The following is a 26,802-nucleotide window of genomic DNA, read 5'->3' as shown; positions in this document are numbered from 1 at the left end:
GGGAGTTACCTTTATTGGTCAAGCCCGAAAGCTTTCAGCATTGTTGTCAGTTTAACGCCGGTTTCCTGCCATTCAGCCTCCGGCACTGAAGCCGGTACAATGCCTGCCCCGGCAAACAGGGTGATGTCCTGCTTGTCTACCGTTGCACAGCGGATAGTGACGGCCCATTCACCATTTCCCTGGTCATCGCACCAGCCCACCATCCCGCCAAATAACTGGCGGTCAAAAGGTTCCAGCTGCCGGATTAATGTCAGTGCCTGAGTATGGGGGAAACCACTCAGGGCTGGGGTCGGGTGCAGCAATGCCGCCAGTTCAAGCGCATTTTGCTGCCGGTGGCTGACGGTTCCGTGGATCCGGGTCGCCAGATGCCATAATGTTCCGGTGGTCACCAGTTCCGGTACCGAGGGTACCGACAGTGTCTCGCTTACCGGTTGCAGCGTATTGCGCATCGCATCGGTGACCAGCCGGTGTTCATGGCGGTCCTTTTCTGAATTCATCAGCGTCTGGCCTGACTGCTGATCTGCGGCAGCCTCCGGATAACGGCGTGCTGACCCGGCCAGCGGGCAGGACCAGAAGTCAGTGCCTGCTTTTCTGAGCAACAATTCCGGACTGGCACCCAGTAACGCTGCGCCCGAAGACAGGGGGACATGGAAGTGATAATTATCCGGGTTTTGCTGCACAATCTGTGACATCAGAAGCTGCAGATCCGGTGGCTGCTGGCAGCGGGTCGTCAGTAACCGTGACAGAACGACTTTATCCAGTTCACCGCGTGCCATGGCCCGGACTGCTGAGGCGACCATTGCTGTAAATACGCTTTTTTCCGGTATCTGACGGGCAGGTAATGCTTCAATCCCGCCCCGTGGCGTGGTCTCAGTCACAGCGTTAAGCTGTCGACGATGGAAGAATGTACTTTGTTGCGGAATATACAATTCTGAAGGCTGGCGGGTATCAAAGGGGATAGCCCCGACAACCACCGGTCGCGTAATCCCGGCGGCCCGGGCATCCCTGAACGCCGTATCCAGCTGTTGTGCGATAAGAGACGGTGCGGAGGAGGTGGCGGATAACGGGCCAGACAAACGCCGGAAGCAACCCCGGGTAATCAGGCTTTTCCAGCCTGAGGTAAACAGAAAACGGCCTTGTAAGGAGGGAAATTCCTCAAAACAGGGATTTTCAACCTGTTCCTTTTCTACCATAATCGAGTCCTGGAATGATAAAATATCTAATAATGATTATCATTTGTATTATTTCGTGTAACCTAACCGGATCCTTATAATGTGTCAATGAAATCGTCCTTTACAGGTGAAAATCCGCAGGAAATACGACAATCTCAATCAGTCAACCCCGGGGCTAAGCAATGAAAACAGTATGGTCAGGTTACAGAAGATGGTTAATGGTGCTTTTACTGCCTTTAAGCATACAGGTCAGCGCGATGGATGGCTGGCCGAGACAAATCAAGGCTGAAAACGGCACAGTCACTCTTCAGCAGCCACCTGAGCGTATTGTCTCCACCAGCGTGACTCTGACCGGATCACTGCTGGCGATTGATGCTCCGGTAGTCGGGAGTGGTGCCGGGGCCCCGGGCAGTCGTTTTACCGATGCTCAGGGTTTTTTCCGCCAATGGGGAGATATTGCCCGGCAGCGGAAGGTTAAACCCTTATATATCGGTGAGCCCAATATCGAAAGTATTGCCAGTGAAGCACCGGATCTGATTCTGGTCAGTGCGACAGGAAATGACAGTGCTCTGCGCATGGTCAGCCAGTTATCGGCGATTGCCCCTGTGCTGGTAGTGAATTATGACGATAAAAGCTGGCAGCAACTGGTGACTGTGCTGGGGCAGGTGACCGGTCATGAGGCTCAGGCAGCACAGAAAGTTGCAGAATTTGATCAGCGGGAAAAAGCATTAAAACCCGGGTTACGCCTGCCACCACAGCCAGTCTCTGCCATGGTGTGGAATGGCGGCGGACGTGAAGTCAATCTGTGGACCCGTGAGTCAGCCCAGGGAAAACTGCTGGAACAACTTGGATTTAGCCTGGCGATACCGCCATCCTCTGTCACCGGTAACGTTAGTATGGGGCAGCGTAAAGATATTATTCAGTTATCAGGGGAAAACCTGGCCACGGGGCTGGACGGTAAAAGCTGGCTGTTATTCGCCAGTACTGACAGCACGGTTCCTTCAGTGCTCAGTGACCCGTTTCTCTCACAGACAGAAGCGGTCAGCAATAAAAACGTCTATGGGATGGGGGCTGACAATTTCCGACTGGATTATTATAGTGCCAGCCATCTGCTGACGACCCTGCAAAAACTCTTTGCAGATTAAGCCCCCGTAACCGGGGACAGCCGGTATTTCTCTGTTGCTGACGGTATATTCATTTCCTGCGGGCAGCGAGTATTTTAGTGCGATGAAGGTTCTGAGAGTGATGCGCCAACCGTATTTGCTGATATTGCTGTTACTGTTGTTTATTTTGCTGACCACCCTGAGTCTGATGGCCGGGGCGAAGCTGATCCCGGTGACGGAAAGCTGGCAGGCGCTGGTATCGTCAGGCCCCTGTAGCTCTCAGGACTGTACGATTATCCGTTTTGCAAGACTCCCCCGGACTCTGGCCGGAATTGCCGCCGGTATTTCGCTGGGGGTGGCCGGGGTACTGATGCAAACGCTGACCCGTAACCCGCTGGCCGACCCCGGTCTGCTTGGTATTAACTCCGGTGCGTCTTTTGCCATTGTTCTGGGTATTGCCCTGACCGGGGCTGATACCCCGCAGGCCTGGCTTGGCTTTGCCTTTGGCGGTGCAGTGTTTGCCTTACTGATCGTCGCCCTGACAGGGGCGGCGGCTGGCGGCCGTGTTAATCCGGTCCGGCTGACTCTGGCCGGGGTTGCCCTGGCAGCGGTACTGGAAGGCATCACTAACGGGTTCTCACTGATGAATCCTGATATCTATGATCATCTGCGTTTCTGGCTCAGTGGCTCGCTGGATATCCGTCAGTTCTCTTCTCTGGCCGTTGTTACCCCGGCCATTGTTGTGGCTGTATTACTGGCCTTATTACTTAGTAAATCCCTGAATAATCTCAGTATGGGGGGAGATATGGCAACCACTCTCGGCACCCGGGTGCTGGGTACCCAGCTGAGTGGTCTGCTGGCGGTGGCTCTGCTGGCCGGTTCAGCCACGGCACTGACCGGGCCGATAGCCTTCGTCGGCCTGATTGCGCCTCATCTGGGCCGCTTACTGGCAGGTGCCGATCACCGCCGTTTGTTACCGGTCACGCTGTTACTGACACCTTGTCTGTTGCTGTCAGCCGATATCGCCGGGCGGTTTATGGCTGCCGGAGAACTGCGGGTGTCGATTGTGACAGCATTTATCGGCGCGCCGGTATTGATCTTTCTGATCCGTCGTCAGCCCGCGGGAGGTTTCTGATGGCTGGCCGGACCCTGACAGTATTACTCTGTTTACTGGCCGTTATGATTGCTGTCAGTGTGCTGTCCCTGAGCCGCGGCACTCTGGTACTGAGCAGTAGCCAGCTTTGGCAAGTACTGAATGGCAGTGCACCACGGGCTGTTACGATGATAGTGATGGACTGGCGATTACCGCGGGTAGTGACTGCACTGTTGACCGGTGCCGCACTGGCTCTCAGCGGTGCAATATTTCAGTCACTGTTACGTAATCCGCTTGGCAGTCCGGATGTTCTGGGGTTTAACACCGGCGCATTTTCGGCCGTCTTGCTGGTGATGGTATTTTTACCGGGACAGCCTGCTGTTCTGGCGCTGGCGGCGCTGGCTGGCGGACTGATCACGGCAGTTTTGGTCTATATATTCTCCTGGCGGCGGGGAGTGGATACTTTCCGGCTGATTATTGTCGGCATTGGTGTCCGTGCCTTACTGATGTCTCTGAATAGCTGGCTTATCACTTCAGCTTCACTGGATACGGCATTATCCGCCGGATTATGGAGTGCCGGTTCACTGAATGGCATCAGCTGGCACAGCCTGCCACCGGTTGCCCTGATCCTGTTACTGGCCAGTGTCGCGACCGGATTACTGGCCAGACGTATGCGTTTACTGGAGATGGGGGATGATATGGCAGCTGCGCTGGGGGTTCCGGTTGAGCGCAGCAGGATGCTGTTAATGCTGACGGGAGTCATACTGACCGCGGTATCGACGGCGCTGATTGGTCCGGTTTCTTTTATCGCGCTGGTGGCCCCGCAAATTGCCAGCCGCTTATGCCGTAACGGACACTCCCGGCTGACCGCCAGTGCTTTCTGTGGGGCGATTTTATTGCTGGCAGCAGACTATATTGCCAGCCATCTGTTTGTTCCGTATCAGCTGCCGGTGGGAGTGGTCACGGTGAGTCTGGGCGGGATTTACTTAATGAGTTTACTGGTCAGAGAGGCCCGTCGTAAATGACTGACAGACAATCACCGCTGCTGGGACAGCATCTGACACTCGGTTACGATAACAAGATTGTTGCCCGCGATCTATCCGTGGCTATCCCCCGGGGGGAAGTGACCGTGATTATTGGCCCCAATGCCTGTGGTAAGTCGACCCTGTTGCGGACGATGAGCCGGTTACTGACACCGGTTGCTGGCCATATTGTGCTGAACGGTGCCGATATCAACAGCTATCCGACAAAAGAGGTTGCCAGACGGCTGGGGTTGCTGCCCCAGTCACCGGATGCGCCGGCCGGAATTACGGTCCGTGAACTGGTTTCCCGCGGGCGTTATCCCCATCAGCATCTGTTTGGCCGCTGGCGCGGTGAAGACACCCGTGCAGTCGATGATGCAATGCAGGCTACCCGGGTCGGTCACCTGGCCGGACAAACGGTGGATACTCTGTCGGGAGGACAGCGGCAGCGGGTGTGGATCGCCATGGTACTGGCGCAGCAGACACCGTTGCTGTTGCTGGATGAACCGACCACCTGGCTGGATATAACCCATCAGATCGAACTGATGGAATTAATCCGGGATCTTAACCGGCAACACGGACGCACCCTGGTAGTGGTCTTACATGAACTGAATCATGCCTGTCGTTATGCAACGCACCTGATTGCGATGCGTGATGGTCAGATTATTGCGGAAGGCAAACCCTGCGATATTGTGACCCCGGCGCTGATTGAGCAGGTTTACGGGCTGAAATGTATGATAATCAGTGATCCGGTAGCAGGGACACCGATGATTGTACCGCTGGGCAGAGAACAACCGTCCGTATAACCTGCTGTACCATGCCGGACGATACAATCTTCGTCCGGCATGAACAGTTTATGGTGCAGATGCTTTCAGATACTGATTGATGGCCGGGCCAAGCCGGGTGAATACCTTGTCAGAAAGAATCTCTGAATGAGCGCAGTTCAGCGGAACAATCTGTAATTGCGGGAGATACGGCGCCCAGCATTGCCGGGCATCCATGCCTGGCTGGCGGGTTTTTTCTGCCAGAAACATAACTGCATTACCGCCAAATTTCGCACTGCCAGCCGTTGTGAGTAAGCGTACTGCGCTGGCATAGTTAGCGCTGATAACATCAAACATTTCTGACATTTCTTCGCCTGCCATTGTGCGCTGGCTTTGCATAAACTGCTCTCGCTCACGGTCAACTTCGGCCAGCACTTCCGGATCCAACACATTTTTTCCCTGGCGTTCGTCCCAGTTCTGGGTTTCCGGCGGCCAGGTATCCAGCAGTCCGAGGAAAGCTACCTGCTCACCGGCCGCTTCCAGCCTGGCGGCCACCCCCTGAGCAAGTGTGCCACCCAGTGAATAACCGAGCAGATAATACGGCCCATGGGGCTGGCGCTGGCGGAGGCGTTGTAAATGTGCTTCGCAGACCTCATCAATATGCTGACTATTATTCAGAACCCCTTGTACGGCAGGGGACTGTATACCGGTGATTTGCCAGTGCGGGTCCAGATAACGTCGCAGGATACTGAATTGCCAGGCAAATCCGGAGGCCGGGTGGAAACAGAAAAGTTCTGGTCCGCCAGCTTCGCGTAACGGCAGCAGGTCAGAGAAACCCGCAGCCTCTGTGGTATTTTCTGTCGGCGCGGTCAGCAGCCTGGCAAGAGCTTCAACACCCGGAGCGATCATAATTTGTCCGACGGTCACGGGGATCGCTAAAACCTGGCGTAACCGTGCGGCAAGACGCATCGCCAGCAGTGAATGCCCCCCCAGAGCAAAGAAATCATCGCTGGCATAAACCTGGTCACAACCGAGTATGGCGGCGAACTCTGTCGCCAGTGTGCTTTCCAGTCCCGGCTCAGGCAAACGCTGTATTTTTCCGGCACCGGTCTCCGGCAGGGGTAAGGCTTTTCGATCCAGCTTGCCATTACTGCTCAGCGGGAAATCGTCCACCTGCATAATCACTATCGGTACCATATGGGCCGGCAAATGTGCTGACAACTCTGCACGCAGTTGTTCGCTGTCTGTCGGCTGATCGCTGATGACGTAAGAAATAAGCTGGCGGGCATCTTCCCAGCCCGCTTGGCTGCCATGACGGGGGGGCTGTAAAACACGCGCCACTGTAACTGCCTGACGTATACCTGCCAGTCCCTGTAGTAGATGATCTATTTCGGTCAGTTCGATGCGCTGGCCACGAATTTTCAGTTGATCGTCATTACGGCCGAGGTACTCGATAGCCCCTTTTTCCAGTCGTCGGACGACATCTCCGGTACGATACATACGTTCGCCATGTTTGCCGGGCAGTGCGACAAACCGGGTCGCTGTCAGTCCCGGACGGCCGAGGTAGCCCTCAGCCAGTTGTACACCGCTCAGCCATAGCTCCCCGGCAATACCCGGAGGTACCGGCTGCAGTCTGTTATCCAGAATATGCAGACCCGTATTCCATACGGGAAAACCTATAGGTACGCTGTTGCCAGTGACCGCCGCCAGGGCGTCCCCAAAAGCAGGATACCCGCTGACGTCGACCGCCGCTTCCGTCGGGCCATATAAGTTGTGCAGTTCCGTGCCGCATAAAGTCTGCCACTGGCGGGCAAGAGAAGCCGGTAAGGCTTCGCCGCTGCAAAATACTCTGCGCAGTTGTTTTCCTGTCTGCGCCGCTGTTTCACTGTCCAGTGACGCAGTAAATGCTGCCAGCATGGAGGGGACAAAATGGAGCACAGTGACCTGATAGTCGAGAATTAACTGCAGTAAAATATCCGGTTCGCGGTGTGATTCCGGCGGAGCCATCATCAGCCGGGCCCCGGTGATCAGCGGCCAGAAGAATTCCCAGACAGAGACATCAAAACTGGCCGGTGTTTTTTGCAGCACCACATCACTGGCTGCCAGTGCATAGTGGTTTTGCATCCATAACAGGCGGTTGACTATTGCCTGATGGCCGACCAGTACGCCTTTTGGCCTGCCGGTTGAACCGGAGGTATAGATCAGATAAGCCCCGTCGCCGGGAGCGGGTTCTGTTGCTTTAAGGGGGACGGTTAAAGCAGGTAATAAAGACTGATAGTGATACCTGGCGACATCAGTGATCGCCTGAAAGCGTGCTGCCAGCCCGGCCTCAGTGATCAGCAGTTTCGGACCGGCATCTTCCAGCATTAGTTGCAGCCGGTCATCAGGATAACCCGTATCGAGTGGCAGCCAGATGGCCCCCAACCGGACAATGGCCTGCAGGGCCAGCGACAGATACACGGAACGGGGCAGGGCAACTGCCACAATATCGCCGTGTCTGACACCCGCCGCCAGCAGTTGCTGTGCCAGAGCCAGCACCTGCTGGTGCATTTCCCGGTAATCCAGCTGGCGGTGAATATCAGCCAGAGCAATCGCCTGCGGAGTGGATTGTGCCTGCTGTGCCAGCAGACTGTACAGTGTTTCTGCCGGTAAGCTGTGGTCTGTCTGGTTAATTTCAGCGATTTGCTGCTGTTCATGGCGGTTCAGTATGAGGGCTTCTGAACATTTAAGGCCGGCAGAGCGGCCGAATTGTTCAGCCAGCAGCGGCAGACGTTCCAGGTGTTCCTGTAATTGTCCGGCATCGTAACGTTCGGCATTCGCCAGTAATTCAACGGTCAGCTCACCGTTTTCGCCGGGATACAGGGCTATTTCCAGGTCACGTACCGGTCCGGAAGCCAGATGGCGGGTTTCAGCCGGCAGCCCGTTAAAACACAGCTGATAATCGAACATTTTTACATTAATGACCGGACCGTACAGCGGATCATTATCCCCGTGCCTGCCTGCATCACGCATTACCTGTTCGGCATCATAGCGCTGGTGGCGGCGGTTGCGTTTTACTTCTTTTGTCAGACGGTTTGCCAGCTCAGTCAGAGTCAGGTCCGGATCATAGTCCACCGCCATCGGCAGTACATTGATTACCGGGCCGGTGGCGCATAATGCCGCAGACCCCAGCCGGCGCATAAAAATAAATCCGCAGCTGAAAGGTTGCTGGCCGGTCAGACGGGCCAGCCAGACCGCGATCAGCGCGATGGCTCCGTCTGTCAGAGTCAGCTGTTTCGCTGCCAGTTGTCCGGTAACTGGCTGTAATTCAGCGGCAGATAATGTCAGATGATGGCGCAACAGACGGGTCGCCGGAATTTGTCCGGCCAGCGGCTGTTCTGACAGAGTGACTGCCGGTGGCAGCGCTGCCACTTTCTCCTGCCAGTAGCCTGCATCCCGTTGCCATGCTACGGATTGCCGGTAGTCAAGATATTCACTCACTACTTCGCTGAACGGTATAAAAGGTGAAGGTCCGGCGGGGGCTGACTGACAACAGGCGGTATAGATGTCGGCGATACGTTTGGTCAGAGCGGTAAAACTAAAGCCGTCGATAGCAATATGATGATAACGCTGGTACCAGCGCCAGTGGTGATCCGCGACCTGTAATATCAGATGACGATACAGTGGTTTACCTGCAGCGAGTCGCAGATCACTGTGCAGATCCTGTTGTATCAGAGTATCAGCCGCCAGATACGGATCAGTCTGTTGCCGGAGATCGATATATTCAGGAGCAATCAGTGGCGCATTACCCTGGCCCTGTACTGCCTCCCCCTCGGTTTCCCGGAATACCATATGCAGAGTATCAGCTTCGGTCAGTCCGAGCTTAATTGCGGTGATTAAATGTGCCAGGGAAATATGCCCTGTCAGTTCGACAACGTGGGCAACCGCGTAAGCATTGCTGTGAGGTGACAGCTGATCTGCCATCCAGATACCCGGTTGTGCTGCGATCAGAGGCAGCCAGTTTACTTGCTCAGACATAACGACTTCCGGTATTCGGTGACTCTTCGGGACGGATATCCGTCCAGTGTGTTTCCAGCCACAGCAGGCATTGTTCCTGAGGCTGAGGGCCAGACACCGGCTGCCAGCCCGCGGGAATGGCCAGAAATGCGGGCCAGAAGCTGTACTGACCGGCATGATTTTTCAGGATAAAACCGTAAACATCAGGCTGATCAAAGGGATGAAGATTCTCCATATCATGTTCCTTCCTTTATTGCTTCGGAAACGGGATTAAGTATTGCCTGTAAGCCGTCGAGTAAACCTCCGCGCCAGCATAATGCGTCATGCCCTCCTTCGAACAACTTCAGTGTCGCATCAATATTCTGCTGCTTCAGGGCTCCCAGCATCACACTATTGGCCTGACAGATAATGTGTTCACGACGTCCTGCCTCAAGATAAATTCGTCGCGGTGCTGCAGCAAAAGCCTGCCGGTTAAGCTGTTCAGTCAGCCATCCGTCTGGCTTGCCACGGGCTGGCCACCAGAATGACCCGGATAAGCTGATTGCCGCAGAGAACACCTCTGGCCAGCGCAGGGCTGCATAGACGGCAGAGAGTCCGCCAAAGCTCTGACCCGCCACCAGCGTTCGTTCGGCAGCAGGCTGCCAGCGGGTCCATTGGCTAATCAGTGGTAATAACTCCTGCTGTATCGCCAGCCAGAACTCCGGATTACAGGTCAGCTCACGGGTGCGGTGCTGACGATCGATAATATCGATCATTACGTAAATAGCCGGTGGTAACCGGTGACGGGTGGTGAGGGAATGTAATGGCCCGGCCACCGGCATCTGGTCTGCCCAGAACTGGCCGTCCAGCAGCAGTACCAGAGGACGTGAAGCATCGTCCGGTGATCCTGTCTGGCAGAGATGTATTCTGCGCTGGTTACCCAGCAGAGCACTGTCCCACAGATATTTATCTGTTGGCGCCGCGGGCTGTCGGTCCTGATCCAGCGATTGCCATTCCGGCTGGGGCGGGGCATCGGGCATGTGCAGCGGGGACACAGACATTCCGCGTCCTCCTGACCAGTGGCGTAACGGATTCAGGGGATCGTGTCGGGCAACGGTAAATTTCTGGCGCCACCATTCACGGCGCTGATAAACATCAGCGGCATCATCAGGAGTATCGGTACTGCTATCGGGGATCAGGCAATAGCTGCCACGCCAGTCAGCCGGCAGGGTCGTTTGCCAGAACCAGACGTCGCTGCCGGCAATTCGCTGCAGTGAACGGGGCGGAGTTTTCTGATGGTGGTCAGTGATACCGGTGATGTTTATCCAGACATGCTGACAGGCAGAGGTTTTCTCGCAGCCCTGCGGATCGCGCCACAGGAATGTCACCAGACATTCACCTCCGGCCGGGTCTTCAATCCTGGGTAATCCTTGCTGTTGTTGTTGTTGCCACCAGGATTCACTCCCGGGGTGTTCAGTAAACCATTCAGGGATAGCCATCTGCGGGGTATTCACATCAGCAAAACAGTAATAGTGACTGATAATAGTATTGATAATTATTTCGGTTTGCAATAGTCTGTTTCACCGTCTGTTGTTAGCGCATTTATAACTGCTCACTGTTTCCGGATCTTCTGTAACCCCGCACAGCACAAGCAGTTGTCTGCAGGATCGCAGTCAGACACTGGATAAAAACCTGACTATATAACCGGATCTTCTGCTCCATATTTGCGCGCGGGAGAGGACCAGGATCTTACTATGAAAAAATTATCTCGGTTTTCCACGGCTGTATGCCTTGAGATTGGGGCTACAGCGTTCTTTTTATCCTTCCAGGCGGCGGCCGCAGAACCAGCCCCTGTTGACGGAGCAGTGACCAGCCAGCAAAAGGCATCTGAAACATCTGTCACCAGTAAGACAGACCCGCAAAATGGCACAATTATTGTGACCGCCAGACAGCAAAACTTACAGGCACCGGGTGTCTCGACGATTACTGCCGACGAAATCCGCAAGCATCCGCCGGCCCGCGATGTATCAGAAATTGTCCGGACCATGCCCGGGGTAAACCTTACGGGTAACTCGACCAGTGGCCAGCGCGGCAACAATCGTCAGATTGATATCCGTGGTATGGGGCCGGAAAACACCCTGATTCTGATCGATGGTAAACCGGTATCCAGCCGTAATTCAGTGCGCTTTGGCTGGCGTGGTGAACGTGATACCCGCGGTGATTCCAACTGGGTACCCCCGGAAATGATTGAGCGTATTGAAGTCATCCGTGGTCCGGCAGCAGCCCGCTACGGTAACGGCGCCATGGGCGGAGTGGTGAATATCATAACCAAACAGGCGACCAGCCAGTGGCATGGTTCATGGGATACTTACCTGAATGCACCGCAGCATAAAGCGGAAGGCGCCACCAAACGTACTAACTTCAGCCTGATGGGCCCCGTATCAGACAGCCTGACGCTGAGTATCTGGGGTAACCTGGATAAAACGCAGGCTGACTCTTACGATATCAACAAAGATCATACGACGCCGCGTTCCGGTATTTATACGGGCAGTTACCCGGCAGGGCGCGAAGGGGTAGTGGATAAAGAACTGCACGGTAAACTGAACTGGGAGTTTGCCCGCAACCAGCATCTGGAGTTTGAAGCCGGAACCAGTCGTCAGGGTAACCTGTATGCCGGCGATACTCAGAATACCAATACCTCCGATTATGTGAAGTCGATGTACGGCAAGGAAACCAACCGTATTTATCGCCAGAATTATGCCCTGACCTGGACCGGCGTCTGGGATAACGGGGTCAGCACTAATACTTATGCACAGTATGAAAGAACCCGTAACTCACGACTGGCCGAAGGTCTGGCTGGCGGCACTGAAGGTATTTTTAATACTGATGCCGGTTTTGCTGATATCGACCTGAGCGATGTATTATTGCACAGTGAAATCAGTATCCCGTTTACGGCGCTGGTCAATCAGAACCTGACCCTCGGTACCGAATGGAACCAGCAGAGGATGAAAGACGGTATTTCTACCAGCCAGGCACTGACCGGCAACAAAACGGGCGGAGCGATCGAGGGTGTGACTACCGGCACCCGTGATCCCTATTCCAGTGCTGACATCTTTTCTCTGTTTGCTGAAGATAATATGGATATTACCGACAGCACGGTATTAACGCCGGCACTGCGTTTTGACCACCATTCCATTTCAGGGACTAACTGGAGCCCGTCGCTGAATCTGTCCCAGAACCTGACCGACAATCTGACACTGAAGATGGGTATCGCCCGGGCATATAAAGCGCCTAATCTGTATCAGACCAACAACAACTACATTCTGTACAGTAATGGTCAGGGCTGTTATGGCTACACAGGAACCGGCGCGGGCTGTTATCTGATGGGTAACGATAACCTTAAAGCCGAAACCAGTGTTAACAAAGAGATCGGCCTGGAATACAAAAACGAGACGGGGCTACAGGCAGGAGTGACCTGGTTCCGCAATGATTATCGCAATAAAATTGAGGCCGGTAACAATATTCTGGGCACCAGCAGTACCGGAACGTATATCTATCAGTGGGAAAACGTACCTAAAGCGCTGGTGGAAGGTCTGGAAGGGACACTGAATATTCCGCTGACGGATACAGTCAACTGGAATAACAATATGACCTGGATGCTGCAGAGTAAAAATAAAACCACCGGCGATCGTTTATCGGTTATCCCGCAGTTTACGCTGAACTCCGGACTGACCTGGCAGGCGCGGGATGATCTTTGGCTGGCAACGACCTTCACCTGGTATGGTCGTCAGAAACCTAAACGCCTCGATTACCGCGGTAATGTGGTGGGTTATCCTGATACCCGGGAAGTCAGTCCTTACAGCATTGTCGGTGCCAGCGCGACCTGGGATGCCACCAAAAATGTCAGTATCACGGCGGGTATAGAAAACCTGTTTGATAAACGTCACTTCCGCGAAGGTAACGCTCAGTCAACAGGGACTATCACCTCAACAGGAGCGCTTAACCCGATTACCATCTACGGGGCAGGGGCGAATACCTATAACGAGTCCGGACGGACTTTTTATATGAGTCTTAATACCCACTTCTGATCCGCGGGTTACTTCCGTAAAAAAAGCCGCCTTCAGCAACGAAGGCGGCTTTCTGCTATCAGATGGCCGGTGACTAGTATTGCTGATATAAATCGCGATACAGGCGGCTTTCGAAGCGCACCAGAGGTACGCGGCGCGTGCGCTGGTCCTGCGGTGGTACAGCATATCCGGACAGGTACTGGACAAAAGCGACTTTGCTGCCGCTGGCTGTCGTCAGGAAGCCCGCCAGATTGTATACGCCTTGCAGAGAACCGGTTTTTGCTGACAACTTGCCATCGACCCCGGCCTCATGTAAACCGCCACGATATTGCAGGGTACCGTCATGGCCTGACAGGGGTAACATACTGATAAAGTCCAGGCTGCTGTCATTTTTGCCGATGTACTGCAGAGCCTGCATCATTGTTTCCGGAGAAACCAGATCATGTCGGGATAAACCGGAACCATCCATCTGTACTGTATTACCTAAATCAATACCGGCCTTTTCTTTCAGAATCCTTCTGACAGCGTCTGAGCCTGCGCGGTAGGTACCCGGCACATTAAAGTAATGATGGCCGATGGTACGGAAGATGGTGTCTGCATACATATTGTCGGAAACCTTCAGCATATGATGCAGCAGGTCATGCAAAGGTGCGGAATCGTGGCTGGCAAGTATTGTTCCTGCGGGGGTTGGCTGTGTCTGACGCAGCAGTTGTCCGCTGTAATCGATATCCGCCTGACGCAGTTCATCACGCAGAATTTCTCCGGCCCAGGCCGCGCCATTTTGTACAGCAAAGGCTAAAGGCAGCGGGTCGGCACGTTTGCGCAAGCATCCGGTCAGGGTATAACGGTTTAATTCTCCGGGTACCACATCCAGCTCGCAGTACTGACCTTCTCCGGAGTTCGGTGCGATGGTTTTTACCTCGCTGAACATATGAGCCGGATAGTAAGACGCAATGCGGATATAGGCATTCTGGCCGGGGGTATCGGCACTGTAAAGTGCGACGGAAAAGCAGTTTTTGTCGATGATCGCTGCACCCGGCGGGGCACTGAAACACTGGGTCAGATCATTCCACGGCCAGCCCGGAGCAGCATCGTGGCTGGCAAACACTGATGTATCAATCACCAGATTGCCCTGAATATGAGTGATCCCTTGTTTTTTCAGACTGTTTACCATGACCCGCAGGTCCTGGCGGGTAAAAGTCGGGTCGCCGGCAAACCGGGCAATTAAGTCTCCCTGTAATGTGCCGTTACTGATGTTACCTTTGGTTTCAAATGTGGTCTGAAACCTGAAATCTTTACCCAGCTCCAGTAATGCACTGAGTGCGGTGAATATTTTCATGGTACTGGCGGGGAGCGCCATCTGATGTGCACGGTAATCCACCAGGGGTTCCTGTGAGCCGACTTTTTGTGCCAGGAACGCAAGGCTGGCCCCGTCCGGCAAATATTGTGTATATTGCTCTACAGGGATAGCGGCCTGAGCCTGCAGAGTAAAAGCGAGAGTCAATCCTGATATAAGTCGTAAAAATCGCATAATCTCGGGCTAAGTGACGGAGGAAGCCGCAATACTACGTCCCATTGCAGGGCAAAGTAAACGATGACCCCCGGGGAACTCCGGGGTAAAATACGTATCAAAATGAAAAAATGATCCTTGCCTGTGGTTAATCATGCCCCGGGCAGGGTTGTTTTATGCTGAAATTAATGCGAGGCAGGACGCTATTTTCTGCTGTCATCAGTCAGGATGACACTTGTACACATAAGATAATGAGGAGTTGAAGATGAGTCAGGTTCCTATGACACTACGTGGTGCTGAAAAACTGCGTACAGAACTTGAAGAGCTGAAAACTGTTAAACGTCCGCGCATCATCGCCTCAATCGCGGAAGCACGTGAACACGGTGATCTTAAGGAAAATGCAGAGTATCACGCGGCACGTGAAGAGCAGGGATTCTGTGAAGGACGCATTCAGGAAATTGAAGCGAAATTGTCTAACGCACAGATTATTGATATTACTAAAATGCCGGCCACTGGCCGTGTGATTTTTGGTGCAACAGTGACGGTTTACAATACCAGCACTGATGAAGAAGCGACCTACCGTATTGTGGGTGATGACGAAGCTGATTTTAAGCAAAATCTGATTTCTGTAAATTCGCCAATGGCACGCGGATTAATTTCCAAACAGCAGGATGATGTCGCGATTATCAAAACACCGGGTGGTGATGTGGAATATGAGATCCTGCGGGTGGAATACCTGTAATCTCTTGCTACGCTTAGATAACAGAACTCAGATTTAACAGATAACGTTATTTTATGGCTAAATATCGTAAATCTGTTCAGCAGGTCTGCAATGATGTACTTAGCGTGGTAACATAAATTGTCATGCTGAAATGTAAAAAACAGAAAAGGCCGCTGTGCGGCCTTTTCACCCACAGCAGACCTGTGGCAATTTCTGCTGGCACCGGAGCCGGTACCTGCCGAAATTTAGCGTGGCAAAGAGATTTTATTCTCTTTTGAACGACGATACAGCACCAGTACTTTGCCAATAACCTGAACTTCAGCGGCTTTGGTTTCGCGAACAATGGCATTAACAATCAAAGATTTAGTCTCGCGATCTTCGCCAGCTATTTTTACTTTGATCAGTTCATGGTGTTCGAGTGCATTTTCGATTTCAGCCAGAACACCTTCTGTCAGCCCGTTGTTACCTAACATAACAACCGGTTTCAGGGGATGGGCCAGACCTTTCAGGTGCTGTTTTTGTTTAGTACTCAGATTCATCGTATTATTTACTTACTCAGGGATTGAAAACGGGTCATTCTACCGCCATCTCTGGTATATCGCCAAATCAACGCGACATATACGTGGTGATTTATCGCGACGATATAGAATTAGTTGGAAAAATTATGACCGGTAAAAAGCGTTCGGCCAGTTCCAGCCGCTGGCTTCAGGAACACTTTAGCGACAAATATGTGCAACAGGCACAAAAAAAAGGGTTGCGTTCACGCGCCTGGTTTAAACTGGACGAAATTCAGCAAGGTGACAAATTATTTAAACCTGGTATGACAGTTGTTGACCTTGGTGCGGCACCGGGAGGCTGGTCACAGTATGTGGTACAGCAGATCGGTTCGAAAGGGCGCATTATTGCTTGCGACCTGTTACCGATGGACCCTATTGTAGGGGTAGACTTCCTGCAGGGCGATTTTCGGGATGAAGCGGTATTAGCAGCATTACTGGAACGCGTAGGTGATGAGAAAGTTCAGGTCGTCATGTCTGACATGGCACCGAATATGAGCGGTACTCCGGCAGTGGATATTCCACGTTCGATGTATTTGATAGAGCTGGCGTTGGATATGTGTCGGGATATTCTGGCGCCGGGTGGTAGTTTTGTAGTGAAAGTGTTTCAGGGAGATGGCTTCGATGAATACCTGCGGGAAATTCGCTCCCTGTTTACGAAAGTGAAAATTCGGAAGCCTGACGCTTCACGTTCACGTTCACGTGAAGTGTACATTGTAGCGACTGGGCGCAAACTATAGTACCCTACGCTGTCTGTTAACATCGTTGTAATATGAGGTTAATCCCTTGAGTGACATGGCGAAAAACCTGATTCTCTGGCTAGTCATCGCGGTTGTACTGATGTCGGTATTCCAGAGCTTTGGGCCCAGCGAGTCGAATGGCAAGAGGGTTGATTATTCAACTTTCCTGTCGGAAGTGAACCAGGATCAGGTCCGCGAGGCACGTATTAACGGGCGTGAAATTAACGTTATCAAAAAAGACAGTGGAAAATATACGACCTATATTCCTGTCAACGATCCCAAGTTGCTCGACAATTTGCTGACTAAAAATGTAACCGTAGTAGGTGAGCCACCGGAAGAACCAAGTCTGCTGACTTCTATCTTTATCTCGTGGTTCCCTATGTTGTTGCTGATCGGCGTGTGGATCTTCTTTATGCGTCAGATGCAAGGCGGTGGCGGTAAAGGCGCGATGTCTTTCGGAAAGAGCAAAGCACGTATGCTCACCGAAGATCAGATTAAGACCACCTTTGCCGATGTCGCAGGCTGTGATGAAGCGAAGGAAGAAGTCAGTGAACTGGTGGAATATCTGCGTGAACCGAGTCGTTTCCAGAAACTTGGCGGTAAAATTCCTAAAGGCGTTCTGATGGTCGGCCCTCCGGGTACCGGTAAAACCTTGCTGGCAAAAGCGATTGCCGGTGAAGCGAAAGTACCGTTCTTTACCATCTCCGGTTCTGACTTCGTTGAAATGTTTGTTGGTGTGGGTGCATCCCGTGTTCGTGATATGTTTGAACAGGCTAAAAAAGCCGCGCCCTGCATTATCTTTATCGATGAAATTGATGCCGTCGGTCGTCAGCGTGGTGCCGGTTTAGGTGGTGGTCACGATGAGCGTGAACAGACCCTGAACCAGATGCTGGTCGAAATGGATGGTTTTGAAGGTAACGAAGGTATTATCGTCATTGCCGCCACTAACCGTCCTGATGTACTGGACCCTGCGTTATTGCGTCCGGGCCGTTTTGACCGTCAGGTCGTGGTAGGGTTACCGGATGTGCGTGGCCGTGAGCAAATACTGAAAGTACATATGCGTCGTGTCCCGCTGGCGACAGATATTGATGCGGCGATTATTGCCCGTGGTACACCGGGTTTCTCCGGTGCTGATCTGGCTAACCTGGTTAACGAAGCTGCTCTGTTTGCTGCGCGTGGTAACAAGCGTGTGGTATCGATGGTTGAGTTTGAAAAAGCCAAAGACAAAATCATGATGGGTGCTGAGCGCCGGTCGATGGTGATGACAGAGGCCCAGAAAGAGTCTACGGCATACCACGAAGCAGGACATGCGATTATCGGCCGGCTGGTACCGGAACATGATCCGGTACATAAAGTGACCATTATTCCTCGCGGACGTGCGTTAGGTGTGACTTTCTTCCTGCCGGAAGGAGATGCAATCAGCGCCAGTCGTCAGAAACTCGAAAGTCAGATCTCCACGCTGTATGGTGGCCGTCTGGCAGAAGAGATTATCTATGGCGTTGAACACGTTTCCACCGGGGCATCTAACGATATTAAAGTGGCGACTAACCTGGCACGTAATATGGTTACGCAATGGGGCTTCTCCGACAAGCTGGGACCACTACTGTACGCAGAGGAAGACGGTGAAGTATTCCTCGGCCGTTCGGTTGCCAAAGCGAAACATATGTCTGATGAAACGGCACGTATTATCGACCAGGAAATTAAACACCTGATCGACAGTAATTATCAGCGTGCCCGTACTATCCTTAATGAAAACATGGATATTCTGCATTCCATGAAAGATGCATTAATGAAGTACGAAACTATCGATGCACCACAGATTGATGATCTGATGGCGCGTCGCGAAGTCCGTCCGCCAGCCGGATGGGAAGAACCAAAAAATAATGGTTCTTCTTCAGACAATAACAATGGTACTCCTGCACCGCAGGCGCCTCGTCCGGTCGATGAACCGCGTACTGAGACCCCGGGCAATAACACCATGTCTGAATCATTCGATAAATAAGACGCTTTTACGTTAAAATACAACCCCGGCTTGTCCGGGGTTTTTTATTGCTGTTTTTTACTGCCGGGAGATACCGTCTGATGAAGTTGTACGCCAGGGATTCTGAACTCGACCTTTCATTTCCGCATGTGATGGGGATACTGAATATTACCCCTGATTCATTTTCCGATGGCGGCAGTCATGCGACTTTAACCGATGCTATCACCCATACCAATGAGATGGTGAATGCCGGTGCCACCATTATCGATGTTGGTGGTGAGTCTACCCGGCCAGGGGCTGCGGAAGTCAGTACCGAAGAAGAACTGGAGCGGGTTATCCCGGTAGTGACAGAAATTGCCCGTCGTTTCGACGTGTGGATTTCTGTCGATACCTCCCGGCCGGAAGTCATCCGCGAAGCGGCACAGGCCGGAGCACATATTATTAACGATATTCGTGCACTGCAGATGCCCGGAGCGCTATCTGCGGCGGCTGACACTGGCTTACCGGTCTGCCTGATGCATATGCAGGGCCAGCCAAAAACCATGCAACAGGCTCCTGATTATCAGGACGTAGTCGCAGACGTCGACCGTTTCTTTACTCAGCAGATTACCCGCTGTATTGACGGGGGCATAAAGAAAGAAAATCTGATACTGGATCCCGGCTTCGGTTTTGGCAAAAATCTTGCCCATAACTACCAGCTGCTGGCACATTTACATCATTTTCACCATTTCGGGCTGCCGTTACTGGCTGGTATGTCCCGTAAGTCAATGATCGGCCAGCTACTGAATGTCGGCCCATCACAGCGGCTAAGCGGTAGCCTGGCATGCGCAGTGATTGCCGCTATGCAGGGCGCACAAATTCACCGTGTGCATGATGTAAAAGAAACAGTTGAAGCCATACGGGTCGCTGAGGCCACATTAAGAGCGAAAGGACAACATTATGAGTGAACATAAATATTTTGGCACTGACGGGATCCGTGGCAAAGTCGGAGAGGCACCGATCACCCCTGACTTTGTACTGAAACTGGGCTGGGCCGCCGGTAAAGTGCTGGCCCGCCATGGTTCAAAACAGATCATTATTGGTAAGGATACCCGTATTTCCGGTTATATGCTGGAGTCTGCCCTCGAGGCGGGACTGGCTGCTGCCGGTTTATCTGCCGCCTTTACCGGTCCGATGCCGACCCCGGCGATTGCCTACCTGACCCGCACTTTCCGTGCTGAGGCGGGGATTGTTATTTCGGCGTCTCACAATCCTTTTTATGATAACGGTATTAAGTTCTTCTCTACGGAAGGGACTAAACTGCCGGATGATGTGGAAACGGCTATCGAACGGGAAATGGAAAAAACCATTACCTGTGTGCCTTCTGCTGAACTGGGACGTGCCAGCCGAATCGTGGATGCTGCCGGCCGTTATATCGAGTTCTGTAAGGGCACTTTCCCCAGTGAACTCAGCCTGAACGGGATGAAAATTGTCGTCGATTGTGCCAATGGCGCAACCTACCACATTGCGCCTAATGTGCTGCGCGAACTGGGCGCTGAGGTCATTACCATCGCGGCTCAGCCGGACGGTATGAATATCAATAAAGAGTGCGGCGCGACGGATTTACGGCTATTACAGCAGAGAGTACTGGCTGAGCAGGCACATCTGGGGATCGCGTACGATGGCGATGGCGACCGGATTATGATGGTGGACCATGAGGGGAATAAGGTCGACGGTGACCAGATCCTCTACATCATCGCCCGTGAGAAGCTGCGCCAGGGGAATCTGCGGGGCGGGGTTGTCGGCACCCTGATGAGCAATATGGGGCTGGAGCTGGCCCTGAAGCAGCTGGGTATCCCGTTTGCCAGAGCGAAAGTGGGTGACCGTTATGTGCTGGAAAAATTACAGGAAAAAGGCTGGCAGTTAGGGGCCGAGAATTCAGGTCATGTGATTTTGCTGGATAAAACCACCACCGGTGACGGGATTGTGGCAGGTTTGCAGGTACTGACAGCGATGGTCCGCAATCATATGACACTGCATGACTTGTGCAGCGGTATGAAATTACTGCCACAGATACTGGTCAATGTCCGCTTTAGCGGTGAAACGGATCCACTGTCCGGTAACGCAGTGACGCTGGCGACAGCTGAAGCTGAAGCAGCACTGGCAGGCCGTGGCCGCGTACTGTTACGCAAATCCGGGACTGAACCTCTGATCCGGGTCATGGTGGAAGGTGAAGATCAGCAGCAAGTGACGGCACTGGCAAATAAGATTGCCGATGCTGTAAAAGCTGGCTGACGTTACCACGGTGCGAAGCGCCCGCCACTGTCCGGCGGCACAGCGGGCCCTCAGCCGGATAACCGATGATCGTCATCGCAGGTGGCTGGCGATAAATGCAGCGCTGTGCTGGTTTTATCGCCAAACGAGTGTGGCGGACAAAATTGCTCTTGCAGAGTCTGCGGCCATTGGTTAGTATTCAGACCCGCTTCTGATGGGTAGTGACTATCCGTCAGCGCCAGGTGAAGTTTTAACTGTACGGTAGCGTGCAAGGAAACAGGTTAATTATGTACGAAGCTCTTTTAGTTATTTTCCTTCTGATAGCAGTCAGCCTGGTAGGCATGGTTATGCTGCAGCAAGGTAAAGGCGCTGATATGGGAGCATCTTTTGGTGCTGGTGCGTCAGGAACATTGTTTGGTTCAACAGGGTCTGGTAACTTCATGACTCGTATGACCGGCATTCTGGCTGCGCTGTTCTTTATTATTAGTCTGATCCTTGGCAACCTGAACACCAACAAAAGCGCGAAAGGAAGTGAGTGGGATAATCTGAGTGCACCTGTAAAGTCTGAACAGACTCAGCAGCCTGCAAAACCAGCAGCACCAGGCAGTGACATCCCGCAGTAAGCAGTTCAGCAGTAACCCTACTTTCGGCGAATGACTTCTCTATCGTCTTAAGCAGTACCGAGGTGGTGGAATTGGTAGACACGCTACCTTGAGGTGGTAGTGCCCAATTGGGCTTACGGGTTCAAGTCCCGTCCTCGGTACCAATTCTTTATAACTTGCTTTTTAAGCATGTTCGGCGTAAAATTCGCCACGTTTTCGGACGCGGGGTGGAGCAGCCTGGTAGCTCGTCGGGCTCATAACCCGAAGGTCGTCGGTTCAAATCCGGCCCCCGCAACCACTTTCCCTTAGAGTTATTTTTCAAAATGTCTGCAGGTAACTGCAATCACCTGGTTTTGAAAAGAATTCTTTTGGTATGTGCTTTGTCGTATCACGGCAGACACAGGGTCCAGTGATAAAAAGCCCCGAATTTTCGGGGTTTTTTATTATCAGGTAATAGCAATTTTGGGCGTTAGCCCTTTTTTTATGTCTTGGGGGTGGGCTTGTCCACATTAGAGCAAAAATTAACTGAGTTAGTCACCGCTCCGGTAGAAGCGCTTGGCTACGAACTGGTCGGCATTGAGTTCGTTCGCGGCCGTGTATCGACACTGCGTATCTATATTGATAGTGAGAATGGCATCAACGTTGATGATTGTGCTGATGTCAGCCGCCAGGTCAGTGCAGTAATGGATGTCGAAGATCCGGTCACCGTTGCTTATAATCTTGAAGTTTCATCACCTGGTCTTGAAAGACCGTTGTTTAACGCAGCACACTATCAGCGTTTTACCGGAGATGAGGTAAGTCTGGTGTTGCGGATTGCGGTGCAGAACCGCCGTAAGTGGCAGGGCATCATTAAAGCCGTAGAAGGTGAAATGGTGACCGTGACCGTCGAGGGTAATGATGAAGTGTTCGCGCTGAGTAATATTCAGAAAGCGAATCTGGTCCCCCATTTTTAAACGTCCGGATTGAGGCTAACCAGGATGAACAAAGAAATCTTAGCTGTTGTAGAAGCCGTTTCTAACGAGAAATCCCTGCCGCGCGAAAAAATTTTTGAAGCGCTGGAAAGTGCGCTTGCAACGGCAACAAAGAAAAAATACGAACAGGAAATCGATGTTCGTGTTTGTATTGATCGTAAAAGTGGTGACTTTGATACCTTCCGTCGTTGGCTGATTGTTGATGAAGTGACGCTGCCAACCCGTGAAATCACGCTGGAGGCGGCTCAGTTTGAAGATGAGAACCTTACTCTCGGCGAGTTCGTGGAAGATCAGATCGAATCTGTGGTTTTCGACCGTATCACCACCCAGACAGCGAAACAGGTTATCGTCCAGAAAGTTCGCGAAGCCGAACGTGCGATGGTGGTTGATCAGTTCCGTGAGCAGGAAGGCGAAATCATTACCGGTGTGGTAAAAAAAGTTAACCGTGACAGCATCTCTCTGGAAGTGCGTCCGACCGACGGTTCTGCCACCAGTGCTGAAGCAGTGATCCTCCGTGAAGATATGCTGCCACGTGAAAACTTCCGCCCGGGCGACCGTATCCGCGGTATTCTTTATGCGGTGCGTCCTGAAGCCCGTGGAGCGCAGCTGTTTGTCAGCCGCTCTAAGCCTGAAATGCTGAAAGAGTTATTCCGCATTGAAGTGCCGGAAATCGGTGAAGAAGTTATCGAACTTAAAGGCGCGGCCCGTGATCCGGGATCACGTGCTAAAATTGCTGTAAAAACCAATGACAAACGTATCGATCCCGTAGGTGCCTGTGTAGGTATGCGTGGTGCTCGTGTACAGGCCGTTTCCAGTGAACTGGGCGGTGAGCGTATCGATATTGTGCTGTGGGATGATAATCCGGCACAGTTTGTGATTAATGCCATGGCACCTGCTGATGTCGCATCCATTGTGGTGGATGAAGACAATCACACCATGGATATCGCTGTTGAAGCCGGAAATCTGGCTCAGGCGATCGGCCGTAATGGCCAAAACGTACGTTTAGCCTCTCAGCTGAGTGGCTGGGAACTGAACGTAATGACGGTTGATGACCTGCAGGCGAAGCATCAGGCAGAAGCTCATGCAGCCATCGATATGTTTACGAAATACCTCGATATTGACGAGGAATTCGCTACTGTACTGGTAGAAGAAGGGTTCTCGACTCTCGAAGAACTGGCCTATGTGCCGGTCGATGAGCTGCTGGAAATTGACGGGCTCGAAGAAGAGATGGTAGAGGCTCTGCGTGAACGAGCTAAAAATGCGTTGACCACCCTGGCGTTGGCAAAAGAAGAAAGTCTGGGTAACCAGAAACCTGCAGATGATTTACTGGCTCTGCAGGGAATGGATAAAGACCTGGCCTATCGTCTGGCTGCTAAAGGCGTCAGCACTCTGGAAGAATTAGCTGAACAGGGTATTGATGACCTCACAGATATTGAAGAGCTTTCTGCAGAGAAAGCCGGCGAGCTGATTATGGCTGCACGTAATATCTGCTGGTTTGGCGGTGACGCATAACTAACAGGAAGGAACAGCATGACTGATGTAACTGTAAAATCGCTGGCTGCAGAAATTGAAACTCCTGTTGATCGTCTGGTACAGCAACTGGCTGATGCAGGCATCACTAAGTCTGAAAACGACTCTGTGACTGAACAGGAAAAACAAAGTTTACTGTCATACCTGAACCGTGAGCACGGTACTACGGATTCAGGTAAACTCACTTTGCAACGTAAAACACGCAGTACCTTGAATATTCCCGGCACCGGGGGTAAAAGTAAATCTGTGCAAATTGAAGTCCGCAAAAAGCGTACCTATGTGAAAGATGATGCCGAGGCGGAACGCCAGGCAGAAGCTGAAGCACAGGCACAGCGTGAAGCGGAAGAGGCAGCACGCCGTGAGGCAGAAGAAAAAGCCAGACGCGTTGCTGAAGAACAAGCGAAACGTGAAGCCGAAGATAAAGCTAAGCGTGAGGCAGAAGAAAAAGCCAGACGTGAAGCTGCGGAAACAAAAACTGTGACGAATCAACAAAAGAACGATATGACCCAGGCAGCACCATCAGAAAAAGCCCGTCGCGAAGCGGAAGCCGCTGAACTTAAGCGTAAAACCGAAGAAGAAGCACGCCGTAAGCTGGAAGCAGAAGCAAAGCGTGTTGCTGAAGAAGCCCGTAAACTGGCTGAAGAGAAAGGCGAAGAGTGGCAGAAGCCGGTGGAAACCGAAGACGCTTCTGACTACCACGTGACTACATCAACTCACGCCCGTCAGGCTGAAGACGAGAACGATCGTCAGGTTGAAGGTGGCCGTGGCCGTACCCGCACTGCGACCAAAAGCCCGCGTGCAAAGAAAAGTAACAAACACTCTGAAGCGAAAACTGACCGTGAAGAAGCACGTGCAGCTGTTCGCGGCGGTAAAGGCGGTAAACATCGTAAGGGCAGCGCTCTGCAGCAAGGCTTTAACAAGCCGGCGCAGGTGGTTAACCGTGATGTAGTGATCGGTGAAACGGTGACAGTCGCTGAACTGGCGAACAAAATGGCAGTGAAAGGTTCTCAGGTCATCAAAGTAATGATGAAACTGGGTGCCATGGCGACCATCAACCAGGTTATCGATCAGGAAACTGCTCAGCTGGTTGCCGAAGAAATGGGTCACAAAGTGATCCTGCGTCGTGAAAACGAGCTGGAAGAAGCGGTAATGAGTGACCGTGATATCGGCGGACATACAGAAGCTGAATCACGTGCGCCGGTGGTAACTATCATGGGTCACGTTGACCACGGTAAAACCTCGCTGCTGGATTATATCCGTTCTGCAAAAATTGCTTCCGGTGAAGCCGGTGGTATTACCCAGCATATCGGTGCTTACCACGTTGAAACCGGTAACGGCATGATCACTTTCCTGGATACTCCTGGCCACGCCGCGTTTACCGCAATGCGTGCCCGTGGTGCTCAGGCAACGGATATCGTTATCCTGGTAGTCGCAGCGGATGATGGTGTGATGCCTCAGACCGTAGAAGCTATCCAGCATGCTAAAGCGGCCAATGTACCGGTGGTGGTTGCAGTTAACAAAATCGATAAACCAGATTCTGATCCGGATCGGGTTAAAAATGAACTGACCCAGTACGGAATTATTCCGGAAGAGTGGGGCGGCGAAAACATGTTCGTCAATGTCTCTGCGAAAGCAGGTACCGGTGTTGATGACCTGTTACAGGCAATCCTGCTGCAGGCAGAAGTTCTGGAACTGAGAGCGGTACGCAGTGGTATGGCAAGCGGTGTGGTTATCGAATCCTTCCTTGATAAAGGCCGTGGTCCGGTTGCTACCGTACTGGTACGTGCCGGTACCCTGAACAAAGGCGATATCGTCCTTTGTGGCTTCGAATATGGCCGTGTCCGTGCGATGCGTAACGAACTGGGACGGGAAGTTCTGGAAGCCGGTCCGTCAATCCCGGTCGAAATTCTCGGTCTGTCAGGTGTACCTGCTGCCGGTGATGAAGCGACTGTGGTACGTGATGAGAAGAAAGCACGCGAAGTTGCTCTGTATCGTCAGGGTAAATTCCGTGAAGTTAAACTGGCTCGTCAGCAGAAATCTAAACTGGAAAACATGTTTGCTAACATGACAGAAGGTGACGTTTCTGAACTGAATATCGTACTGAAGGCAGACGTACAGGGCTCGGTTGAAGCTATTTCAGATTCATTACTGAAACTGTCTACCGATGAAGTTAAAGTGAAAATTGTCGGTTCCGGTGTCGGTGGTATTACCGAAACTGATGCCACTCTGGCAGCGGCATCTAATGCTATCGTGCTGGGCTTTAACGTTCGTGCTGATGCATCAGCGCGCCGTGTTATTGAAGCTGAAAGCCTGGATCTGCGTTACTACTCGGTTATCTATAACCTGATCGACGAAGTAAAAGCAGCAATGAGCGGTATGCTGGCACCGGAATACAAACAGCAGATCATTGGTCTGGCTGAAGTCCGTGATGTATTTAAATCACCGAAATTTGGTGCCATTGCCGGTTGTATGGTTACTGAAGGTGTGGTTAAACGTCATAATCCTATCCGTGTCCTGCGTGAGAACGTGGTTATTTATGAAGGCGAGCTGGAATCTCTGCGCCGCTTCAAAGATGACGTCAACGAAGTCCGTAATGGTATGGAATGTGGTATCGGTGTGAAGAACTATAATGATGTTCGCGCCGGCGATTCTATCGAAGTGTTTGAAGTTATTGAAATCAAACGTACTATCGATTAATCGTTACCAGGTTATGACTATTTGGGAGGCCGCTGGCCTCCCGAATT

General features: G+C 52.3%; 20 protein-coding genes and 2 tRNA genes. 16 read left to right on the top strand and 6 right to left on the bottom strand.

Features of this window, described 5'->3' with window-relative positions; translation table 11 throughout:
• Positions 1 to 11: 11 nt before the first annotated feature.
• The gene (locus tag JK198_RS07250) at positions 12 to 1,193 is read right to left on the bottom strand and encodes an isochorismate synthase (protein WP_212707634.1); all 1,182 of its coding nucleotides are present in this window, start codon (positions 1,191 to 1,193) and stop codon (positions 12 to 14) included.
• Positions 1,194 to 1,390: 197 nt separating this feature from the next.
• Here JK198_RS07250 and fepB point away from each other — a divergent pair, with 197 nt between their 5' ends.
• The 4 genes from fepB to JK198_RS07230 all read left to right on the top strand — a co-directional run bounded on the left by fepB (position 1,391) and on the right by JK198_RS07230 (position 5,196).
• On the top strand, positions 1,391 to 2,317 hold the full coding sequence (gene fepB, locus JK198_RS07245) for a Fe2+-enterobactin ABC transporter substrate-binding protein (protein ID WP_249213280.1): 927 nt from the start codon (positions 1,391 to 1,393) through the stop codon (positions 2,315 to 2,317).
• Between the two features lie 100 nt (positions 2,318 to 2,417).
• The gene (gene fepD / locus JK198_RS07240) at positions 2,418 to 3,410 is read left to right on the top strand and encodes a Fe(3+)-siderophore ABC transporter permease (RefSeq protein WP_212707636.1); all 993 of its coding nucleotides are present in this window, start codon (positions 2,418 to 2,420) and stop codon (positions 3,408 to 3,410) included.
• A 44-nt stretch (positions 3,411 to 3,454) separates the two neighbouring features.
• Positions 3,455 to 4,393: an iron-enterobactin ABC transporter permease gene (gene fepG, locus JK198_RS07235; RefSeq protein ID WP_249213081.1), complete on the top strand. Its 939-nt coding sequence runs from the start codon at positions 3,455 to 3,457 to the stop codon at positions 4,391 to 4,393.
• Complete coding sequence (locus JK198_RS07230; RefSeq protein WP_212707638.1) at positions 4,390 to 5,196, top strand: ATP-binding cassette domain-containing protein; 807 nt, start codon at positions 4,390 to 4,392, stop codon at positions 5,194 to 5,196. The genes fepG and JK198_RS07230 overlap by 4 nt, the downstream gene beginning before the upstream one ends.
• 48 nt (positions 5,197 to 5,244) lie before the next feature.
• Here the strand turns inward: JK198_RS07230 and JK198_RS07225 are convergent, their stop codons facing one another.
• The 3 genes from JK198_RS07225 to fes are packed head-to-tail and all read right to left on the bottom strand — an operon-like array spanning position 5,245 to position 10,628.
• Complete coding sequence (locus JK198_RS07225) at positions 5,245 to 9,171, bottom strand: enterobactin synthase subunit F (protein WP_212710560.1); 3,927 nt, start codon at positions 9,169 to 9,171, stop codon at positions 5,245 to 5,247.
• On the bottom strand, positions 9,164 to 9,385 hold the full coding sequence (locus JK198_RS07220; RefSeq protein WP_212707640.1) for an MbtH family NRPS accessory protein: 222 nt from the start codon (positions 9,383 to 9,385) through the stop codon (positions 9,164 to 9,166). Before JK198_RS07220 ends, JK198_RS07225 begins: the two co-directional genes overlap by 8 nt.
• Position 9,386: 1 nt before the next feature.
• A complete protein-coding gene (fes, locus tag JK198_RS07215) occupies positions 9,387 to 10,628 on the bottom strand; it encodes an enterochelin esterase (protein ID WP_212710567.1) in 1,242 nt (413 codons plus the stop codon).
• A gap of 255 nt (positions 10,629 to 10,883) precedes the next feature.
• Between fes and JK198_RS07210 the strand changes: the two genes are divergently transcribed.
• Complete coding sequence (locus JK198_RS07210) at positions 10,884 to 13,217, top strand: TonB-dependent siderophore receptor (protein WP_212710559.1); 2,334 nt, start codon at positions 10,884 to 10,886, stop codon at positions 13,215 to 13,217.
• Between the two features lie 73 nt (positions 13,218 to 13,290).
• Here JK198_RS07210 and dacB read toward each other — a convergent pair whose 3' ends face one another.
• Positions 13,291 to 14,727, bottom strand: coding sequence for a serine-type D-Ala-D-Ala carboxypeptidase (gene dacB / locus JK198_RS07205; RefSeq protein WP_212707642.1), 1,437 nt, complete (start codon positions 14,725 to 14,727; stop codon positions 13,291 to 13,293).
• 244 nt (positions 14,728 to 14,971) lie between these two features.
• Between dacB and greA the strand changes: the two genes are divergently transcribed.
• Positions 14,972 to 15,448, top strand: a complete 477-nt coding sequence (greA, locus tag JK198_RS07200) for a transcription elongation factor GreA (RefSeq protein WP_212707643.1) — start codon at positions 14,972 to 14,974, stop codon at positions 15,446 to 15,448.
• A gap of 224 nt (positions 15,449 to 15,672) precedes the next feature.
• On the opposite strand, the gene yhbY is transcribed toward greA, so the two are convergent.
• Positions 15,673 to 15,966, bottom strand: coding sequence for a ribosome assembly RNA-binding protein YhbY (gene yhbY, locus JK198_RS07195; protein WP_212707644.1), 294 nt, complete (start codon positions 15,964 to 15,966; stop codon positions 15,673 to 15,675).
• A gap of 125 nt (positions 15,967 to 16,091) precedes the next feature.
• Here yhbY and rlmE point away from each other — a divergent pair, with 125 nt between their 5' ends.
• The 10 genes from rlmE (at position 16,092) to infB (ending at position 26,755) form a co-directional block, all read left to right on the top strand.
• Positions 16,092 to 16,721, top strand: coding sequence for a 23S rRNA (uridine(2552)-2'-O)-methyltransferase RlmE (gene rlmE / locus JK198_RS07190; protein ID WP_212707645.1), 630 nt, complete (start codon positions 16,092 to 16,094; stop codon positions 16,719 to 16,721).
• Between the two features lie 55 nt (positions 16,722 to 16,776).
• Complete coding sequence (gene ftsH / locus JK198_RS07185; protein WP_212707646.1) at positions 16,777 to 18,723, top strand: ATP-dependent zinc metalloprotease FtsH; 1,947 nt, start codon at positions 16,777 to 16,779, stop codon at positions 18,721 to 18,723.
• Positions 18,724 to 18,803: 80 nt separating this feature from the next.
• Positions 18,804 to 19,649: a dihydropteroate synthase gene (gene folP / locus JK198_RS07180; protein WP_212707647.1), complete on the top strand. Its 846-nt coding sequence runs from the start codon at positions 18,804 to 18,806 to the stop codon at positions 19,647 to 19,649.
• On the top strand, positions 19,642 to 20,976 hold the full coding sequence (gene glmM, locus JK198_RS07175) for a phosphoglucosamine mutase (RefSeq protein ID WP_212707648.1): 1,335 nt from the start codon (positions 19,642 to 19,644) through the stop codon (positions 20,974 to 20,976). Before folP ends, glmM begins: the two co-directional genes overlap by 8 nt.
• 266 nt (positions 20,977 to 21,242) lie before the next feature.
• Positions 21,243 to 21,578, top strand: coding sequence for a preprotein translocase subunit SecG (gene secG / locus JK198_RS07170; RefSeq protein ID WP_212707649.1), 336 nt, complete (start codon positions 21,243 to 21,245; stop codon positions 21,576 to 21,578).
• Positions 21,579 to 21,634: 56 nt separating this feature from the next.
• Positions 21,635 to 21,721: transfer RNA gene (locus JK198_RS07165), tRNA-Leu, on the top strand.
• A 57-nt stretch (positions 21,722 to 21,778) separates the two neighbouring features.
• A tRNA-Met gene (locus JK198_RS07160) sits at positions 21,779 to 21,855 on the top strand.
• Between the two features lie 202 nt (positions 21,856 to 22,057).
• Positions 22,058 to 22,510, top strand: a complete 453-nt coding sequence (rimP, locus tag JK198_RS07155) for a ribosome maturation factor RimP (protein WP_212707650.1) — start codon at positions 22,058 to 22,060, stop codon at positions 22,508 to 22,510.
• Positions 22,511 to 22,534: 24 nt separating this feature from the next.
• Positions 22,535 to 24,040 (top strand): transcription termination factor NusA, encoded by a 1,506-nt coding sequence (nusA, locus tag JK198_RS07150; protein WP_212707651.1) that lies wholly within the window; start codon positions 22,535 to 22,537, stop codon positions 24,038 to 24,040.
• Positions 24,041 to 24,058: 18 nt separating this feature from the next.
• Complete coding sequence (gene infB / locus JK198_RS07145) at positions 24,059 to 26,755, top strand: translation initiation factor IF-2 (protein ID WP_212707652.1); 2,697 nt, start codon at positions 24,059 to 24,061, stop codon at positions 26,753 to 26,755.
• The last annotated feature ends 47 nt before the right edge of the window (positions 26,756 to 26,802 follow it).

It is taken from the genome of Tatumella sp. JGM91, from assembly GCF_018257575.1.
Lineage (GTDB): Bacteria > Pseudomonadota > Gammaproteobacteria > Enterobacterales > Enterobacteriaceae > Tatumella > Tatumella punctata.
The sequence above is the reverse complement of the archived record's forward strand: the minus strand, read 5'-3'. Positions and strand labels throughout refer to the sequence as shown.

Coding starts and splice junctions, on each gene's coding strand:
- JK198_RS07210 (WP_212710559.1), top strand. CDS start 10,884: ATGAAAAAATTATCTCGGTTTTCCACGGCTGTATGCCTTGAGATTGGG.
- yhbY (WP_212707644.1), bottom strand. CDS start 15,966: ATGAATCTGAGTACTAAACAAAAACAGCACCTGAAAGGTCTGGCCCAT.
- rlmE (WP_212707645.1), top strand. CDS start 16,092: ATGACCGGTAAAAAGCGTTCGGCCAGTTCCAGCCGCTGGCTTCAGGAA.
- nusA (WP_212707651.1), top strand. CDS start 22,535: ATGAACAAAGAAATCTTAGCTGTTGTAGAAGCCGTTTCTAACGAGAAA.
- JK198_RS07225 (WP_212710560.1), bottom strand. CDS start 9,171: ATGTCTGAGCAAGTAAACTGGCTGCCTCTGATCGCAGCACAACCGGGT.
- greA (WP_212707643.1), top strand. CDS start 14,972: ATGAGTCAGGTTCCTATGACACTACGTGGTGCTGAAAAACTGCGTACA.
- JK198_RS07220 (WP_212707640.1), bottom strand. CDS start 9,385: ATGGAGAATCTTCATCCCTTTGATCAGCCTGATGTTTACGGTTTTATC.
- fepG (WP_249213081.1), top strand. CDS start 3,455: ATGATTGCTGTCAGTGTGCTGTCCCTGAGCCGCGGCACTCTGGTACTG.
- infB (WP_212707652.1), top strand. CDS start 24,059: ATGACTGATGTAACTGTAAAATCGCTGGCTGCAGAAATTGAAACTCCT.
- JK198_RS07230 (WP_212707638.1), top strand. CDS start 4,390: ATGACTGACAGACAATCACCGCTGCTGGGACAGCATCTGACACTCGGT.
- ftsH (WP_212707646.1), top strand. CDS start 16,777: ATGGCGAAAAACCTGATTCTCTGGCTAGTCATCGCGGTTGTACTGATG.
- glmM (WP_212707648.1), top strand. CDS start 19,642: ATGAGTGAACATAAATATTTTGGCACTGACGGGATCCGTGGCAAAGTC.
- folP (WP_212707647.1), top strand. CDS start 18,804: ATGAAGTTGTACGCCAGGGATTCTGAACTCGACCTTTCATTTCCGCAT.
- fes (WP_212710567.1), bottom strand. CDS start 10,628: ATGGCTATCCCTGAATGGTTTACTGAACACCCCGGGAGTGAATCCTGG.
- JK198_RS07250 (WP_212707634.1), bottom strand. CDS start 1,193: ATGGTAGAAAAGGAACAGGTTGAAAATCCCTGTTTTGAGGAATTTCCC.
- dacB (WP_212707642.1), bottom strand. CDS start 14,727: ATGCGATTTTTACGACTTATATCAGGATTGACTCTCGCTTTTACTCTG.
- secG (WP_212707649.1), top strand. CDS start 21,243: ATGTACGAAGCTCTTTTAGTTATTTTCCTTCTGATAGCAGTCAGCCTG.
- fepD (WP_212707636.1), top strand. CDS start 2,418: ATGCGCCAACCGTATTTGCTGATATTGCTGTTACTGTTGTTTATTTTG.
- fepB (WP_249213280.1), top strand. CDS start 1,391: ATGGTGCTTTTACTGCCTTTAAGCATACAGGTCAGCGCGATGGATGGC.